Origin of the sequence: Luteibacter sp. SG786 (genome assembly GCF_011759605.1) — a bacterium.
Taxonomy (GTDB): domain Bacteria; phylum Pseudomonadota; class Gammaproteobacteria; order Xanthomonadales; family Rhodanobacteraceae; genus Luteibacter.
Genome location: NZ_JAAOYX010000001.1, coordinates 623,579 through 639,674 on the forward strand (window position 1 = coordinate 623,579; position 16,096 = coordinate 639,674).

The window sequence follows — 16,096 nt, forward strand, 5'->3', positions numbered from 1 at the left end:
CGGCGATCCCGCGGCAGCGGGCAAGCTTGCGGCAAGCAGCCATCGCCGCTGAAGCGGCTCCCACATCGAGCGCAAGCGGTCAGGCGTGGGAATAGAACGCCTTGAACCACGCCGCAAACTTCGCCAGCCCCTCGTCGATCGACGTCGAGGGCGCATAGCCGACGTCTCGCCGCAGCGCCGACACATCCGCCCATGTATCCGGCACATCGCCGGGCTGCATGGGAAGCAGGCGTTTCTCCACCGTGCGGCCGAGGTGCTTTTCCAGCGTCGCGATGAAATCGAGCAGCTGCACCGGCTCGTCGTTACCGATGTTGTAGACACGGTAGGGCGCGGCGGACGATCCCGGGTTCGGTGCGACCGGATCGTAGGAAGGGTCCGGTGTGGCGGGGTGGTCCAGCGCGCGGAGCACGCCTTCGACGATGTCGTCGATATAGGTGAAGTCTCGGCTGTGCTGGCCGTGGTTGTACACGTCGATCGGCTCGCCACGCATGATCCGGCTCGCGAACAGGATCGGCGACATGTCCGGACGTCCCCAGGGGCCGTAGACGGTGAAGAAGCGCAGACCGGTCGTCGGCAGCCCGAAGAGATGGCTGTAGGTATGGGCCATCAGCTCGTTCGATTTCTTGGTGGCCGCGTAGAGGCTGACGGGATGGTCCACGGCGTCTTCCACCGCGAAGGGCATCTTGCGATTGGCGCCGTACACGGAACTGGACGACGCGTACACGAGGTGCCCCACCTCATGCCGGCGACAGGCCTCGAGCACGTTCACGAAACCCACCAGGTTGCTCTGCACGTAGACGCGCGGGTGGGTGATCGAATAACGGACACCGGCCTGCGCGGCAAGGTTGACCACGCGCTCGGGCTCGAAGTCGGCGAACGCGCCATCCACCGCCGCCTGCTCGGCGAGGTCGGCGCGCACGTGCGTGTACGCCGGGTGTGTGGCGAAACGCGCCAGGCGGGCTTCCTTCAGGGCGGGATCGTAGTAATCGTTGTGGTTGTCGAAACCGAGCACGGTATCGCCGCGGGCGAGCAGGCGCTCGGTCAGGGCCGAACCGATGAAACCGGCGGTGCCGGTGACCAGGATGCGCATGGGAATGACCGGGGGATGTGAGCGGTGCTCCCTATTGTAATGGACGTGCCGATTGACACGGCAGCGCCCCTGATCTAGTTTTCGCGGAATATATACGTTACGGACGAGGTGGCCCGCGGCAACGCCGGCCGAGTGTGCGACATGCGGACTACGCGCTTCCCAACCTGATCCCCCGCCACGTCTTCGTCACCCGAAGGGCGCCTGGCGCCCTTTTTGTTTGTCCGGACTACCGCCCATGATCCAGATCACGCTCCCCGACGGCAGCCAGCGCCCGTTCGACCACCCCGTTACCGTGCAGGATGTCGCCGCCTCGATCGGCGCCGGCCTCGCCAAGGCCACCCTGGCCGGCAAGGTGGACGGCAAGCTGGTGGATGCCAGCTACACCATCGATCGTGACGCCGCGCTGGAGATCGTCACCGAGAAGAGCCCCGAGGCGCTGGACATCCTGCGCCACTCCACGGCCCACCTGCTGGGCCAGGCCGTGCAGCGCCTGTTCCCCGGCGCGCAGGTCACCATCGGCCCCGTCGTGGAAAACGGCTTCTATTACGACTTCGCGTACGAGCGCCCGTTTACGCCGGACGACCTCCAGGCCATTCAGGCCGAGATGGAGAAGATCGTAAAGGAGCAGATCCCCGTCACGCGCTCGGTGAAGACCCGCGACGAGGCCATCCGCTTCTTCCGCGACATGGGCGAGGAATACAAGGCGCAGATCATCGAGTCCATTCCGGCCAACGAGGAGCTGTCGCTCTACACGCAGGGCGAGTTCACCGACCTCTGCCGCGGCCCGCACGTGTCCAACACGGGCAAGCTGCGCGCGTTTAAGCTGATGAAGGTGGCCGGGGCCTATTGGCGCGGCGATTCCAACAACGAGATGCTCACGCGTATCTACGGCACCGCCTGGCTCAACGACAAGGACCTGAAGGCGTACCTGCTCCAGCTGGAAGAGGCCGAGAAGCGCGACCATCGCCGCATCGGCAAGCAGCTCGACCTGTTCCACCAGCAGGAAGAAGCCCCGGGCATGGTGTTCTGGCATCCGAAGGGCTGGGCCATCTGGCAGGCCGTGGAACAGTACGTGCGCGGTGTGTACCGCAGGAGCGGCTATCAGGAAGTGCGCGGCCCGCAGATCATGGACGTGAGCCTGTGGAAGAAGTCCGGCCATTGGGACAACTACCAGGAAAACATGTTCTTCACCGAATCGGAGAAGCGCACCTATGCGCTGAAGCCGATGAACTGCCCGGGCCACGTGCAGATCTTCAACACCAGCCTGCACAGTTACCGCGACCTGCCCATCCGCTACGGCGAGTTCGGTGGCTGCCACCGGAACGAGCCGTCGGGTGCCCTGCACGGCATCATGCGCGTGCGCGCCTTCACCCAGGACGACGGCCACATCTTCTGCACCCCCGCCCAGATCGAAGGGGAGGTCGCGGCGTTCCACGCTCAGGCCATGAAGGTGTACGAGGACTTCGGGTTCAACGACATCGCCATGAAGATCGCCCTGCGCCCGGAGAAGCGCATCGGTTCGGACGAGGTCTGGGACAAGGCCGAGCACGCCCTGCGGGCCGCCCTGTCGGCTGCCGGGGTGGCCTGGGAGGAACTGCCGGGCGAGGGCGCCTTCTACGGCCCGAAGATCGAATACCACATGAAGGATTCCATCGGCCGCGCCTGGCAGGTGGGCACCATGCAGGTGGACTTCATGATGCCCGAGCGCCTGGGCGCCGAGTACGTGGACGAACACAGCCAGCGCCAGCATCCGGTGATGCTGCACCGGGCCATCGTGGGTTCCATGGAGCGCTTCATCGGCATCCTGATCGAGCACCATGCGGGCTTGCTTCCCACCTGGCTTGCCCCCATTCAGGCCGTGGCGTTCAGCATCACCGACGCCCAGGCCGATTATGTGCGTGAAATCGTGCAAACCCTTGTCGGACAAGGCTTCAGGGTGGAAGCCGATTTGCGCAACGAAAAGGTCGGATATAAAATCCGCGAGCATACGTTGCAGAAGGTCCCCTATCTCATCGTGGTCGGCGACCGCGAGCGGGAGACCGGTACCATTTCCGTACGTACCCGCGGTGGCGAAGACCTCGGCAGCATGCCGGTGGCCGACTTCGTCCAACGTTTGGAAGCCGAGACCCGCCGCTAGGCCGCGGGCTCGGTATTGGGATCATTCTTCTGGAGGATAGCGGTATCGCTACGACCGATAACAAGGGCAATCGCAAGAACAACGAGATCCGCGTCCCGCGGGTCCGCGTGCTGGGCGCCGAAGGCGAGCAGATGGGCATCATGGACACTCGTGATGCCATCCGTGCCGCCGAGGACCTCGGCATGGACCTCGTCGAGATCCAGCCGAACGGCGATCCGCCGGTCTGCAAGATCATGGATTACGGCAAGTTCAAGTTCGAAGCCCAGAAGAAGGCCTCCGCTGCCAAGAAGAAGCAGAAGCAGGTCGAGATCAAGGAAGTGAAGTTCCGCCCCGTCACCGATGAGGGCGACTACCAGATCAAGCTGCGCAAGATGCGCGAGTTCCTCGAAGAGGGCGACAAGGTCAAGGTCACGATCCGCTTCCGCGGTCGCGAAATGTCCCACCAGGACCTCGGCCAGAACCTGGCCCGCCGCGTCCAGACGGACATCGGCGAAGACGGCGTGGTCGAGTCGTTCCCGCGCCTTGAAGGCCGCCAGATGGTCATGATGATCGGGCCCAAGAAGAAAGCCTGAGCGCGCCTTTGGCGTGAGCCGTGAGCGCGCCTCTGACGCTTGTAAGTCGGCCGCTGCGCGGCCTGTAAACCGTAAGCTGCCACACGAAGGCTCTTACTTACGGTTCGCAGGCCGCGCAGCGGCCGACTTACAAGCAGGCGCTCCGCGCCGCGGACTCACGCACCCCCGGCGCACCCTCTGGCGCGCCTCTCACGCTTCCGTTACAATCGCTGGCTCGGTCCGTATGGATGGGCCGAATCACCGTACCCGGCAGGATGGAAAGTGCAGGCCCTTCAAGGCCTTGCCGCCGGATCAGTCAGCAACCGAATACGGAGCATTCCGATGCCCAAGATCAAGACCAACCGGGCGGCGGCGAAGCGTTTTCGCAAGACCGCTTCCGGCAAGTTCAAGGCCGGTCACGCCTTCAAGTCGCACATCCTGACCAAGAAGTCGACCAAGCGTAAGCGCGGCCTGCGCGCTCCCAACCACGTCAAGGCGTGCGACACCAAGGGTGTGGCTCGCATGTTGCCGTATCTCTAAGGGAGGCTTGAACCATGGCTCGTGTTAAGCGTGGCGTTACCGCCCGTCGTCGTCACAAGAAGATCATCGGCCGTGCCAAGGGCTACTACAACGCCCGCCGCAAGGTATTCCGCGTAGCCAACCAGGCCGTCATCAAGGCCGGTCAGTACGCCTACATCGGCCGCAAGCAGCGCAAGCGCCAGTTCCGCGCGCTGTGGATCGTCCGTATCAACGCCGCCGCCCGTCAGTTCGGTCTGTCCTACAGCCGCCTGATCAACGGTCTGGCCAAGGCCAACATCTCGGTCGACCGCAAGGTCCTCGCCGACCTGGCCGTGCATGACATCAAGGCGTTTGGCGCGATCGCAGAGAAGGCCAAGGCCAGTCTGGCTGCGTAATCCGCTTTACCACGCGCGGTAGTTTTATCGCGCGATGATGGATGACGTGGGGAGAAGGCCTTGCCTTCTCCCCATTTTATTTTCCACGTCAGGAAAACCGATGGAATCGATCGAGCATATCGACGCGTCCCTGCGGGACATCGAAGCCGCCCCGTCGCTCGAGGCGCTGGATGCCGTGCGCGTGGCCCTGCTGGGCAAGAACGGCGCCGTCACCGCGGCGCTCAAGGCGTTGGGCCAGCTTTCCGGCGACGAGCGCAAGGCGCGCGGCGCCGAGGTGAACCGGGCCAAGGAGCGTCTCGCCGACGCCATCGCGCTGCGCAAGCAGGCGTTGGAGCAGGCCGAGCTGGACCGCCGCCTCGCCTCCGAGCGTATCGACGTCACCCTGCCGGGGCGCAACGGCGAATACGGCGGCATCCACCCGATCACACGCGCCCTCGAGCGCATCGCCTACATCTTCGGCCGCCTGGGTTACCAGCGCGCCGACGGTCCGGAGATCGAAGACGACTGGCACAACTTCGAGGCGCTGAACTTCCCGCCGCACCATCCCGCGCGCGCCATGCACGACACCTTCTACTTTGGTGATGGCCGGCTGCTGCGCACGCACACCTCACCGGTACAGATCCGCTCGATGCAGGGCCGGCAGCCACCGATCCGCATCATCGCGCCGGGCAAGGTCTATCGCAGCGATTCCGATCAGACCCACTCGCCGATGTTCCACCAGATCGAGGGCCTGCTGGTCGACGAGACCTCGAGCTTCGCCGACCTGAAGGGCACGCTGGCCGAGTTCGTGCGTGCGTTCTTCGAGCGCGATTTCGAAATGCGCTTCCGCCCCAGCTACTTCCCCTTTACCGAGCCCTCTGCCGAAGTGGACATCCGCTGGGACGCAGAGGACGGCAGCACGCGCTGGCTGGAAGTCCTGGGCTGCGGCATGGTGCATCCGACGGTGCTGGCGAACTGCGGCATCGATCCGGAGCGCTATACCGGTTTCGCCTTCGGCCTGGGTGTGGAGCGCTTCGCCATGCTTCGCTATGGCGTGGGCGACCTGCGCGCCTTCTTCGAGAACGACCTGCGCTTCCTGCGTCAGTTCGCCTGATCGATCCCAAGTTCAACGAGTCGCTCCCATGAAATTCTCCGAAAACTGGCTACGCGAACTGGTGGCCGTCGATGCAGATCGGGCCGCGCTGGTGCACGCGCTGACGATGTCGGGCCTGGAAGTCGAAGAGGTCACGCCGCTGGGCGAGGGGCTCGACGGCGTCGTCGTGGCCGAGATCGTCGAGGCGGCGAAGCATCCCGAGGCCGATCGCCTGCAGGTCTGCAAGGTGGACACGGGGCAGGGCGAACTGCTGCAGATCGTCTGCGGCGCGCCGAACGCGCGCGTGGGCATTCGCGTGCCGCTGGCGAAAGTCGGGGCCACGCTTCCCGGCGGCATCCAGATCAAGGCGGCGAAGCTGCGCGGTGTCGAGTCGTTCGGCATGCTCTGCTCGGCGAAGGAACTCGGCATCGACGCCGACGCTTCCGGGCTGCTCGAGCTGCCGGCGGATGCGCCGGTGGGCACGCCGCTCGCCGATTACCTGGGGCTGCCCGACGCCACCATCGAACTGAAGATCACGCCGAACCGCCCCGATGTGCTCGGCCTGAACGGTCTCGCCCATGACGTGGCCGCCCTGTTCGCCAGCCGGGTGAAAGCCGCCGGCGGTGCCGAGGCAGCGGTCGGTTCCAGCCTGTCGCGTCCGGTGCGGCTCGAAGCCGGCGCCGACGCCCCGCGTTACCTCGGCCGCGTGATTGAAGGTGTGGACGCCACGGCGCGTTCGCCGCTCTGGCTGGCGGAGCGCCTGCGCCGCTCGGGTATCCGCCCGATCAGCGCCATCGTCGACATCACTCAGTACGTGATGCTCGAACTCGGGCATCCGCTGCATGCCTTCGACAACGACACGCTTTCCGGTGCCATCCGCGTGCGGCATGCCGGCGAGGGCGAGACGCTGAAGCTTCTGGACGGCAACGACGCCAGGCTCGATCCGTCCTTCGTGGTGATCGCCGACGAAGCGCGGCCGCTTGCCGTCGCCGGCATCATGGGCGGCTTCGACTCGCGCGTGACCGACAGCACCCGCAACGTGTTCCTCGAAGCCGCGCATTTCGCACCGTCCGCGATCATGGGTCGTGCCCGCAAGCTGGGCCTGCACACCGACGCCTCGCACCGTTATGAGCGCGGCGTGGATCCCGCCCTGCCGAAGCGCGCCATGGAGCGCGCCACGGAACTGCTGCTGCAGATCGCCGGCGGCAAGGCGGGCCCGGTCACCGTGGCCGAACGGCCGGAAGATCTGCGCGAGCATGCGCCGGTATTCCTCCGCCATGCGCGCCTGCGTCGCGTGCTGGGCATCGAGGTGGCAGCCGGCGAAGTGACCCGTATCTTCACCGCCCTCGGCATGGCGGTGGAAGAAGTGGCGGACGGCTGGCGAATCACCCCGCCCAGCAGCCGCTTCGACATCGAGCGCGAGGAAGACCTCATCGAGGAAGTCGCGCGCATCCATGGCTACGAGCGCATTCCCACCCACGTGCCGGCGGGCGAGATCGCCCTGCGCGCCGAGCCCGAGGCCCGGCTGAGCGACATGGCGCTGCGCGACCAGCTCGCCGCACGCGGCTATTTCGAAGCGGTGACGCTCTCGTTCGTCAGTGCCGAACTGCTCGCTACCTGGCAGCTCGCCAGCGACGCCGTGCCGCTGGCGAATCCGCTGTCCGCCGATCTGGCGGTCATGCGTACCTCGCTGCTGCCCGGCCTGGTCGAGGCCTTGCGCCACAACCGCGCCCGTCAGCAGGACCGCGTGCGCCTGTTCGAAGTGGCACGCAGCTTCCACGCCACGGGTGGTGCGCCGGACGAGGTGGGCCGCGTTGCGGTCGTCGCTTCCGGCGGCGCGCGCCCGGAGCAGTGGGGCGAAGCCAGCCGCACCGTCGATTTCTACGATCTCAAGGGCGACCTCGACGCCCTGATCGCCCATACCGGCGAGCCGCAGCGCTGGTCGGTGGACGCCGAGGGCCTGCCGTCCTGGCTGCATCCGGGACGCGGTGCGCGCGTCCTGCGCGACGGGCAGCCGGTAGGCTTCCTGGGCGCATTGCATCCGGCGCTCGCGAAGGCGCTCGACCTGGGCGCGGACGTCCACGTGATGGAACTGGCGCTGGAACCCATCCTGGCCCGCAGGTTGCCGAGCGCGGCACGCGTGCCGCGCTTCCCGGCCGTGCGCCGCGACATCGCGGTGGAACTGCCCGAGGAGGTGTCCTGGGCCGCGGTGGAGGCGGCCGTGCGCGGCGCGCTGGGCGACGTCCTGAAGGAGGTTCGCCTGTTCGATCGCTATGCCGGCAAGGGGATCGATGAAGGGCGAAAGAGTCTCGCTATGGGCTTGATTTTACAGGACGCTTCACGCACCCTTACCGACGACGATGCCGACGCTCGCGTGGCAGATGCGGTGGGGGCATTGGAGAAATCATGCAAGGCGAGACTGCGAGGATAAGATGGCGCTGACCAAGGCGGAAATGGCCGAGCGGCTTTTCCTCGACGTGGGCCTCAACAAGCGTGAGGCCAAGGAGTTCGTGGACGCGTACTTCGAAGTCGTGCGCGAGGCACTGGAGCGAGGCGAACAGGTGAAGCTGTCGGGTTTCGGCAATTTCGACCTGAGGCAGAAGAATCAGCGGCCCGGTCGCAATCCGAAGACCGGCGAGGAAATTCCGATCTCTGCCCGGCGGGTGGTCACCTTCCGTCCCGGCCAGAAACTCAAGGTAAGAGTCGAGGGCTATGCTGGATCCAGGGAATAACACCGAACTTCCCGCCATTCCGGCGAAGCGCTACTTCACCATCGGTGAGGTCAGCGAGCTTTGCGGCGTCAAGCCGCATGTCCTTCGCTACTGGGAGCAGGAGTTTCCGGCACTGAAGCCCGTCAAGCGCCGCGGCAACCGCCGCTATTACCAGCGCCACGACGTGCTCATGATCCGCCAGATCCGCTCCCTGCTGTACGACGAGGGCTTCACCATCACGGGCGCCCGTGCCCGGCTGGAAGGCTCGCAGGCGCGCATGGAGGCCAGCATGTCGCACCAGATCGTTCGCCAGGTACGCCTGGAGCTCGAAGAAGTCCTGACCCTCCTTCGTCGCTGATCGGCCTTCCGCAGATCGCGGCGATGCTGTTACAATCGTTAGCTCGTCGGGGTGTAGCGCAGCCTGGTAGCGCACTACGCTGGGGGTGTAGTGGTCGCGAGTTCGAATCTCGCCACCCCGACCATTATTCTAAAAAGCGTCCTTCGGGGCGCTTTTTTTTGTGCTCGGGAGCAAGGCGAGCCCGGCAAGCGCCAGCAAGAACGTCACATCGATCCAGGCGAACCAGTTGCCCCAGCGCGCGTAGGGTGTTCGCGTCTCGCGCAGTGCAAGGTTTCCGACCAGTTCCGCGTCGTCATGTTCGCTGGACGCTTCCGCCATCACGCGGCCGCGGTCGTCGCTAAGGGTAAGGCGGCCGGAGCGGGCGGCACGAGCGACCGCGAAACCGCCTTCGACGCCGCGCATGACTGCCATGCGGCTGTGCAGCCAGCCGTCCTCCACGAAGTCCCAGGCAGGCACAAGTAGGAGTTGCGCGCTCCGTTGGCCGTACGCGGTCGAGAAATCCTGGAAGTCCATGTCCTTGCAGATCGCGAGGCCGATACGCGGGCTGCCCGGGAGCATCCGGAACGAGGTGCCCGGGGTGAACCTGTCCTCGAAGCCGGGAATCAGGTGGTGCTTGTGGTACGTGGCGGGCGAAACCGCGCCCGGTTGGAAGACCATCGCCATGTTGCGTTCCGCACTGTTCTCCTCTTGGAAATCAACGCCGACATCGACGACAACGCCGCGTTCCTGCGCGAAGCTGGCAAAGGCAGGGACAGGGGCGGTGGCGGCGAACGTGTCTTCCGGAATAACGATCACCTGGGCTCCCTTGCCGGCGGCGCGATCCATGGCCACGAGGTAACGATCTTGGCGCGACCGGCCTTCCGGCGAATCCGCAGGGACGAGTTTTCCAGTCTGGTCGAGCGAGAGGAGTGCCACGCGAACCTGGGACGTGGGCGGGGTGGCGAGGCGCCAGAAGCCATAGGTGAGGGCAGCTGCCAGGATCAGCAACGCGCTTCCCGCTATGGCGATCCGGACCCTGGTTGCGACATGTGCCGCGCCCAGCAGGGCCACCGCAGTCGCGACGAGGAAGAGCAGCGCACCGATGCCCCAGATACCCGTCAGCGTGGCCAACTGGATCACCGGCAGCGCATCCATCTGGGTATAGGCGATGTCGAAGAAGGTGCCGTGGGGAGAGAGCAGGTTGTTGATGAAAGCCAATGCCACCCAGGTGACCGGCACGGCGAGCGTCGCCGCTATGGGCCGGCCGCGCAGCAGCAGGCGCTTATGAATCAGGACGCAAAGCGCGAGCATGGCGCCGGGCAACGTCATGGCGTAGATGACGACAGGCAGCGGCAGGCGGATGTGGCTGTACATGTACGACCAGAGGTTGCCCGAGCCGATCGCCATCGCCAGGAAAGCGGCGGCGACGGCCCACGGTGTCCGTACCCTCGATGCCAGCCACAGCACGGGAAGAGGCGCCAGCCAGGTGGCCCACCACACCGGGTGGGTGCCGCTCCCGAACCACCAGCCGATGGCCGTCAGGGCGGTCGCCAACACCCAGGCCGGCATGGCGGAACGCTCAGATTGCGAAGGCATCGATCAGTCTTCCCACGGACGCGAGGTAGAAGGCCCGGAATCGCTTTTCGTCGTAGCTGAAGCGGCCCGCCCGGTACAACGCGATGAGCCCATGGGCATGCGCCCACAGATCCATCGCCAGATCCCATTCGTCGAGCTTTCGCAGCGTGCCTTGCGCCATGCCCTCGACGATGGCATCGGCGATGAGGTTCAGCGTGGGCGAACGACGCGCGCGGAAGTCCTCGGGGAAGCGCCTGGCATCGTCACGGGGCAGCCCGAAGGCGTGGTCGAACAGGTGCGGATGTGCCACGGCGTAGTCGAGGTAGGACGCCAGCATGGCCAGGAGTCGCCGGCGTGGATCGCGCTGCCGCGCGTGGCTTGCCCATGTCCGTGCTGCCTCCTCGAAGCTGTCGTTGGAAAGGCGCTCCAACAGCGCTTCCCGGTTGGGGAAATGGCGGTAGATCGCCATGGCCGACAAGCCAAGCTCGCCCGCCACGCGGCGCATGGTCACGGCCTCGGCGCCATGAGCGTCGAACAGGGCATGAGCGGCGGCGAGGATTCGGTCGGCGGTCTTGGCGGTCGGCATGTTTACACTGTAAACGAGGGCGTTCGGGTGACGCAACGCCCCCTCATGGTTCAAGCTTCGCGAAGCCCGACCGATAACGGGAGGGGCGAATATTCACGGCTGCGGCCGCCACGGGGAAAAACAGCCATGAGCGTTGACGACTCGCTTCTTCGCGAGGATCCAGGGGTCTACAAGACCTTGCTGGAGTCGACCCGCGCCATTCCCTGGAAAATCGACTGGGCTACCCTGCGCTTCGCCTACATTGGTCCGCAGATCGAGGAACTGCTCGGGTGGACGCCCGATTCCTGGGCGACGGTGCAGGACTGGGCCGACCGCATGCATCCCGAAGACCGCGAGCGGGTCTTCAATTTCTGTGTGGCGCAATCGCAGGCGGGCGTGGACCATGAGGCCGATTACCGTGCCTTGCGCAAGGACGGGGAATTCGTCTGGATTCGCGACGTCGTGCACGTGGTGCGCAATCCTGACGGCACGCCACATGCGCTGATCGGGTTCATGTTCGACATCAGCGAGCGCAAGCGCACCGAAGAGCGGCTGCTCGACATGCAGCGCGAACTGGAGGAGCTGTCGTACAAGGACGGCCTCACAGGCCTGGCCAACCGGCGCCGCTTCGACAAGATGATGGACGCGGAATGGCGCAACGCCCAGAGCCTGCGCCAGCCGGTGTCGGTCGTCGTGCTCGATATCGATTACTTCAAGCAGTACAACGACCACTACGGCCACCTCGAGGGCGACGAATGCTTGAAGCGCGTGGCGAGGGCGCTGGAAGGCATCCTGCGCGGGCCACGCGACATGCTCTGCCGCTTCGGTGGGGAAGAGTTCGTGCTGTTGCTGCCGGACACCGACGAGGGAACAGCCATGGCCCTGGCATGGCGCTGTCTCGACCTCGTGGACAAGGCCCTCATCGCTCACGCCGGGCACGGTTCCGGCAGGCGGCTCACGTTGAGCGCGGGTGTGAACACCGTGGTGCCCAAAGAGCGCGACGAGGTCACTCCGTTCCTTGCCACGGCCGACCGGCGGCTCTATCTGGCGAAGGAACGTGGCCGCGCGCGGGTGGTGTGCGACGACGGCGTGCTTTAGCGCCGCTCCGTGACCAGCGTGCACCCGCGAGCCCTGGCGCTAGTAGAGCGCGCGCGCCTTCAGCGTGCCTTCGATGGCCGCAAGCTCGTTGCGCAGCGCGGCCGCATGTTCCTCGGTGGTGGTCACGTCGATCACCACGTAACCCACTTGCGCCGAGGTTTGCAGGTACTGGCCGTCGATGTTCACGGCGGCACGGGAGAACACCTCGTTCACCCGTGACAGCACGCCGGGAATGTTCCGGTGGATGTGCAGCAGGCGGCGGCTGGTGGGGTGGCCCGGCAGGGAAACCTCGGGGAAATTCACCGCCGAGAGCGTGCTGCCGTTGTCGCTGTAGCGAACCAGTTTCGAGGCCACCTCGATGCCGATGTTCTCCTGCGCCTCGGCGGTGCTGCCGCCCACGTGCGGCGTGAGGATGACATTGTCCATGCCCACCAGCGGCGAGACGAAGGGATCATCGTTGCCCTTGGGTTCCACCGGGAAAACGTCGATGGCCGCGCCCGCGAGGTGCTTTGAGTGCAGCGCGGCGGCCAGGGCGTCGATGTCGACGACGGTACCGCGGGACGCGTTCACGAGCATGGCGCCGGGACGCATGCGGGCGATCTCGGCGGCACCGACCAGGTTCTTCGTCTGCGGCGTTTCGGGCACGTGCAGGGTGACCACGTCCGCGCGTTCGAGCAGGTCGTCGAGGCTGGCGGCGGCGCGGGCATTGCCGAGCGAAAGCTTCGGCTCGATGTCGTGGAAGATCACGCGCATGCCCAGCGCCTCGGCCAGCACGCCCACCTGCGTGCCGATGTGGCCGTAGCCCACGATGCCCAGCACCTTGTCGCGAACCTCGTAGCTTCCTGCGGCGGATTTCGACCACCCACCCCGGTGACACAGCGCGTTCTTCTCGGGGATGCGGCGCACGAGCAGGATGGTTTCGGCGATGACCAGTTCCGCCACGCTGCGGGTGTTCGAATAGGGCGCGTTGAACACAGGCACCCCGAGGCGCTCCGCCTCGCCCGTGTCGACCTGGTTCGTGCCGATGCAGAAGCAACCCACCGCGATCAGACGGCGGGCTTCCGCCAGGACCGGGGCGGTGAGCTGGGTGCGCGAACGGATGCCCACGATATGGGCATCGGCGATGCGCTCCAGCAGTTCGTCCTCGGGGAGGGACTTCTCATGGAACTCGATCTGCGAATAACCGGCCTGGCGGAAGGTGTCCAGCGCGCTTCGGCTCACGCCTTCCAGCAGCAGGATCTTGATGTCTTCCTTTGGATACGAGGTGCGCGTCATGGCCGGTACGTTCTGTTCCACGGGAGGAAGGGTCACTATGCCAGATCGCGGCACGCATGTTGCGGCGCATCCAAAGGGCTGGCACGCTCGGCAGAGCATCCCAGGTATCCCTACCGAGCTTTCCATGACCGACCCGCGCCTGGCCGAGCTGATCCGCCTGATTCCCACCCTCAAGCTGTCCGTGGAGGCCGGCGACCTGGAGCACCACGGCCGGGATTGGACCCGGCGCTGGACGCCCGCGCCGCTGGCGGTCGCGTGGCCAGCGTCCGTCGACGAGGTGCAAGGCGTCGTCCGCTGGGCGAACGCGCACGGCGTCGGCATCGTGCCCTCGGGAGGACGCACCGGCCTCTCCGGGGGCGCCGTGGCCGCGCAGGGCGAACTGGTGCTCAGTCTCGATCGTATGAACCGCGTGCTCGGCTTCGACCCCATCGACCGCACGCTCACGGTCGAACCCGGCATCGCCCTGGAGGCGGTGCAGAATGCCGCACGCGAGCATGCGCTGCTTTATCCGGTGAACTTCGCCGCGCGCGGCTCCTGCCAGATCGGCGGAAACATCGCGACCAACGCCGGGGGCATACGGGTCATTCGTTACGGCAACACGCGGCAGTGGGTGGCCGGCCTCAAGGTGGTCACCGGTACGGGCGAACTGCTCGACCTCAACCGCGGGCTGGTGAAGAACGCTTCCGGCTACGATTTGCGCCACTTGGTCATCGGCTCCGAAGGCACGCTGGGCATCGTGGTGGAAGCGACCCTTACGCTCACTTCGCCACCGCCACCATCCCAGGTCATGCTGCTGGCGGTTCCGGCGATGGATGCGTTGATGAAGGTGTTCGCGGAAGCGCGCCACCGTCTCGCGCTCGAAGCGTTCGAGTTCTTTACGGAAAGGGCGTTGCACCACGTGCTTGCGCACGGCGCCCAACGGCCCTTCGCCGAAGACCACCCCTTCTATGTCGTGACCGAGTTCGATGCGGGCGACGAGAAGGCGGAGGCCGAGGCGCTGGATTTCTTCGAATTCTGCCTCGGCGAAGGCTGGGTGACCGATGGCGTGATCGCATCCAGCGAAGCACAGGCGGCGTCGCTGTGGCGCCTGCGCGAAGGCATCACTGAGAGCCTCGCCCCGCACAAGCCGTACAAGAACGACGTCTCCGTGCGCATTTCCGCCGTGCCGGCCTTCATGGAAGAGATGCACGCTCTCCTTTCAGCCGAGTACCCGGCATTCGACGTGGTGTGGTTCGGACACATCGGCGACGGCAACCTGCACATCAACGTGCTGAAGCCCGCGGAGCTCGACAACGGCGTGTTCGTCGAGCAATGCGAGCACGTCACCTCGCTGCTCGTGGAGACGCTGGCACGCCACGGCGGCAGCATCTCGGCCGAGCACGGCATCGGGCTCGTCAAGAAACCCTGGCTAGGCAGTGTGCGCAGTGAGGCCGAGATCGCCCTGATGCGCGGCATCAAGGCGGTGTGGGATCCGAACGGCATCATGAATCCCGGGAAGCTCCTGTAGGAGCGCGCCCTGTGGGAGCCGCTTCAGCGGCGATCCCGCGGCAGCGGGCGACCTGCCGCGAGCACCCATCGCCGCTGAAGCGGCTCCCACACAAAGCCCGGTGGTCGCAAGACAAGCAGGTGCTGGTGTCGCAAGGCTCCGCTCGTTAGCCTTGAGGTTTCCACGCCTCACAGGACCCCCGCCATGGCCCAGGAACTCCCCGACCTCTACCCGCCGATCGAGCCCTATAACAGCGGCATGCTGAAGGTCTCGCCGCTGCATACCCTCTACTTCGAGGAGAGCGGCAACCCGAAGGGCAAGCCCGTGGTCTTCCTCCACGGCGGTCCCGGCGCCGGCACCAGCCCGCGCGGCCGCTGCTTTTTCGATCCAGCCAAATACCGCATCGTGCTTTTCGACCAGCGCGGTTGCGGCAAGTCCACGCCGCACGCGGAACTGACCGACAACACCACCTGGGACCTCGTCGCCGATATCGAGCGCCTGCGCGAGCACCTTGGCATCGAGCGCTGGCAGGTATTCGGCGGCTCATGGGGTTCCACGCTGGCCCTGTCCTACGCCGAAACCCATCCGGAACGCGTTACCGAACTGGTGCTGCGCGGCATCTTCATGCTTCGCCGCTCCGAGTTGGAATGGTTCTACCAGTCGGGCTGCGACGCGCTGTTTCCCGACGCATGGGAGCATTACCTCGCCGCCATTCCGTCCGCGGAGCATGGCGACCTCATCAGCGCGTATCACCGCCGGCTCACCAGCGACGACCCGGCCGTGCGCCTCGCCGCGGCGCGTGCCTGGTCCGTATGGGAGGCGGCCACCAGCCACCTCTACCAGGACGAGAGCCACATGGCGTCGAACGGCGAGGACGAGTTCGCGCTCGCCTTCGCGCGCATCGAGTGCCACTACTTCGTCAATGCGGGTTTCTTCGAGGTTGATGGCCAGCTGCTGCGCGACGTGCACAAGATCAGGCACATTCCCACAGTGATCGTGCAGGGCCGTTATGACGTCGTGTGTCCCGCGCGCAGCGCGTGGGATCTGCATCGCGCGTTTCCGGAAGCGGACCTGCGCATCGTGCCGGACGCCGGGCATTCGGCGTTCGAACCCGGTATCGCGAAGGAACTGGTGAAAGCCACCGACCGCTTCGCCATGTAGGAGCGCCCTGTGGGAGCCGCTTCAGCGGCGATCCCGCGGCAGCGGGCAAGCCTGAGGCGAGCACCCATCGCCGCTGAAGCGGCTCCCACACGCAAGAAGGGGTGCCCCGCGGGGCACCCCGGTT

The 16,096-nt window shown here is 65.9% G+C and carries 15 protein-coding genes and 1 tRNA gene; 12 read left to right on the top strand and 4 right to left on the bottom strand.

Features of this window, described 5'->3' with window-relative positions:
- Positions 1–79: 79 nt before the first annotated feature.
- The gene (locus FHS47_RS02685; RefSeq protein WP_167022603.1) at positions 80–1,090 is read right to left on the bottom strand and encodes an NAD-dependent epimerase; all 1,011 of its coding nucleotides are present in this window, start codon (positions 1,088–1,090) and stop codon (positions 80–82) included.
- 235 nt (positions 1,091–1,325) lie between these two features.
- Between FHS47_RS02685 and thrS the strand changes: the two genes are divergently transcribed.
- The 9 genes from thrS to FHS47_RS02730 all read left to right on the top strand — a co-directional run bounded on the left by thrS (position 1,326) and on the right by FHS47_RS02730 (position 8,957).
- On the top strand, positions 1,326–3,227 hold the full coding sequence (gene thrS, locus FHS47_RS02690; protein WP_167022606.1) for a threonine--tRNA ligase: 1,902 nt from the start codon (positions 1,326–1,328) through the stop codon (positions 3,225–3,227).
- Between the two features lie 44 nt (positions 3,228–3,271).
- The gene (gene infC, locus FHS47_RS02695) at positions 3,272–3,799 is read left to right on the top strand and encodes a translation initiation factor IF-3 (protein WP_256374586.1); all 528 of its coding nucleotides are present in this window, start codon (positions 3,272–3,274) and stop codon (positions 3,797–3,799) included.
- A 321-nt stretch (positions 3,800–4,120) separates the two neighbouring features.
- Positions 4,121–4,318, top strand: coding sequence for a 50S ribosomal protein L35 (gene rpmI / locus FHS47_RS02700; protein WP_036114929.1), 198 nt, complete (start codon positions 4,121–4,123; stop codon positions 4,316–4,318).
- Between the two features lie 14 nt (positions 4,319–4,332).
- Positions 4,333–4,692, top strand: coding sequence for a 50S ribosomal protein L20 (gene rplT / locus FHS47_RS02705; protein WP_072322974.1), 360 nt, complete (start codon positions 4,333–4,335; stop codon positions 4,690–4,692).
- A gap of 100 nt (positions 4,693–4,792) precedes the next feature.
- Complete coding sequence (gene pheS, locus FHS47_RS02710; RefSeq protein WP_167022609.1) at positions 4,793–5,785, top strand: phenylalanine--tRNA ligase subunit alpha; 993 nt, start codon at positions 4,793–4,795, stop codon at positions 5,783–5,785.
- Between the two features lie 28 nt (positions 5,786–5,813).
- Complete coding sequence (gene pheT, locus FHS47_RS02715; protein ID WP_167022613.1) at positions 5,814–8,195, top strand: phenylalanine--tRNA ligase subunit beta; 2,382 nt, start codon at positions 5,814–5,816, stop codon at positions 8,193–8,195.
- Position 8,196: 1 nt separating this feature from the next.
- Positions 8,197–8,496: an integration host factor subunit alpha gene (gene ihfA, locus FHS47_RS02720; protein WP_036114917.1), complete on the top strand. Its 300-nt coding sequence runs from the start codon at positions 8,197–8,199 to the stop codon at positions 8,494–8,496.
- Positions 8,477–8,833 carry a MerR family transcriptional regulator gene (locus FHS47_RS02725; RefSeq protein WP_167022616.1) on the top strand — a complete coding sequence of 119 codons (357 nt, stop codon included), beginning with the start codon at positions 8,477–8,479 and terminating at the stop codon, positions 8,831–8,833. The genes ihfA and FHS47_RS02725 overlap by 20 nt, the downstream gene beginning before the upstream one ends.
- A gap of 47 nt (positions 8,834–8,880) precedes the next feature.
- Positions 8,881–8,957: transfer RNA gene (locus tag FHS47_RS02730), tRNA-Pro, on the top strand.
- Positions 8,958–8,962: 5 nt separating this feature from the next.
- Here the strand turns inward: FHS47_RS02730 and FHS47_RS02735 are convergent.
- Together FHS47_RS02735 and FHS47_RS02740 are read right to left on the bottom strand one after the other, a co-directional pair.
- The gene (locus tag FHS47_RS02735) at positions 8,963–10,408 is read right to left on the bottom strand and encodes a nitrilase-related carbon-nitrogen hydrolase (RefSeq protein ID WP_167022619.1); all 1,446 of its coding nucleotides are present in this window, start codon (positions 10,406–10,408) and stop codon (positions 8,963–8,965) included.
- Entirely contained in the window at positions 10,392–10,973 is a 582-nt protein-coding gene (locus FHS47_RS02740) for a TetR/AcrR family transcriptional regulator (protein ID WP_167022622.1), read from the bottom strand. The genes FHS47_RS02735 and FHS47_RS02740 overlap by 17 nt, the downstream gene beginning before the upstream one ends.
- Positions 10,974–11,099: 126 nt before the next feature.
- On the opposite strand from FHS47_RS02740, the gene FHS47_RS02745 reads away from it, so the two are divergent.
- The gene (locus tag FHS47_RS02745; RefSeq protein ID WP_167022625.1) at positions 11,100–12,050 is read left to right on the top strand and encodes a sensor domain-containing diguanylate cyclase; all 951 of its coding nucleotides are present in this window, start codon (positions 11,100–11,102) and stop codon (positions 12,048–12,050) included.
- A gap of 39 nt (positions 12,051–12,089) precedes the next feature.
- Here the strand turns inward: FHS47_RS02745 and serA are convergent, their stop codons facing one another.
- On the bottom strand, positions 12,090–13,325 hold the full coding sequence (serA, locus tag FHS47_RS02750) for a phosphoglycerate dehydrogenase (protein ID WP_167027575.1): 1,236 nt from the start codon (positions 13,323–13,325) through the stop codon (positions 12,090–12,092).
- A 124-nt stretch (positions 13,326–13,449) separates the two neighbouring features.
- Here serA and FHS47_RS02755 point away from each other — a divergent pair, with 124 nt between their 5' ends.
- The gene (locus FHS47_RS02755) at positions 13,450–14,832 is read left to right on the top strand and encodes an FAD-binding oxidoreductase (protein ID WP_167022628.1); all 1,383 of its coding nucleotides are present in this window, start codon (positions 13,450–13,452) and stop codon (positions 14,830–14,832) included.
- A 183-nt stretch (positions 14,833–15,015) separates the two neighbouring features.
- On the top strand, positions 15,016–15,972 hold the full coding sequence (gene pip, locus FHS47_RS02760; RefSeq protein WP_167022631.1) for a prolyl aminopeptidase: 957 nt from the start codon (positions 15,016–15,018) through the stop codon (positions 15,970–15,972).
- The last annotated feature ends 124 nt before the right edge of the window (positions 15,973–16,096 follow it).

What these genes read in the sequence shown, in the direction of transcription:
- pheT (WP_167022613.1), top strand. Translation starts at nt 5,814, where the DNA reads ATGAAATTCTCCGAAAACTGGCTACGCGAACTGGTGGCCGTCGATGCA.
- FHS47_RS02755 (WP_167022628.1), top strand. Translation starts at nt 13,450, where the DNA reads ATGACCGACCCGCGCCTGGCCGAGCTGATCCGCCTGATTCCCACCCTC.
- serA (WP_167027575.1), bottom strand. Translation starts at nt 13,325, where the DNA reads ATGACGCGCACCTCGTATCCAAAGGAAGACATCAAGATCCTGCTGCTG.
- FHS47_RS02725 (WP_167022616.1), top strand. Translation starts at nt 8,477, where the DNA reads ATGCTGGATCCAGGGAATAACACCGAACTTCCCGCCATTCCGGCGAAG.
- FHS47_RS02735 (WP_167022619.1), bottom strand. Translation starts at nt 10,408, where the DNA reads ATGCCTTCGCAATCTGAGCGTTCCGCCATGCCGGCCTGGGTGTTGGCG.
- pheS (WP_167022609.1), top strand. Translation starts at nt 4,793, where the DNA reads ATGGAATCGATCGAGCATATCGACGCGTCCCTGCGGGACATCGAAGCC.
- thrS (WP_167022606.1), top strand. Translation starts at nt 1,326, where the DNA reads ATGATCCAGATCACGCTCCCCGACGGCAGCCAGCGCCCGTTCGACCAC.
- rplT (WP_072322974.1), top strand. Translation starts at nt 4,333, where the DNA reads ATGGCTCGTGTTAAGCGTGGCGTTACCGCCCGTCGTCGTCACAAGAAG.
- rpmI (WP_036114929.1), top strand. Translation starts at nt 4,121, where the DNA reads ATGCCCAAGATCAAGACCAACCGGGCGGCGGCGAAGCGTTTTCGCAAG.
- FHS47_RS02685 (WP_167022603.1), bottom strand. Translation starts at nt 1,090, where the DNA reads ATGCGCATCCTGGTCACCGGCACCGCCGGTTTCATCGGTTCGGCCCTG.
- FHS47_RS02740 (WP_167022622.1), bottom strand. Translation starts at nt 10,973, where the DNA reads ATGCCGACCGCCAAGACCGCCGACCGAATCCTCGCCGCCGCTCATGCC.
- pip (WP_167022631.1), top strand. Translation starts at nt 15,016, where the DNA reads ATGGCCCAGGAACTCCCCGACCTCTACCCGCCGATCGAGCCCTATAAC.
- ihfA (WP_036114917.1), top strand. Translation starts at nt 8,197, where the DNA reads ATGGCGCTGACCAAGGCGGAAATGGCCGAGCGGCTTTTCCTCGACGTG.
- FHS47_RS02745 (WP_167022625.1), top strand. Translation starts at nt 11,100, where the DNA reads ATGAGCGTTGACGACTCGCTTCTTCGCGAGGATCCAGGGGTCTACAAG.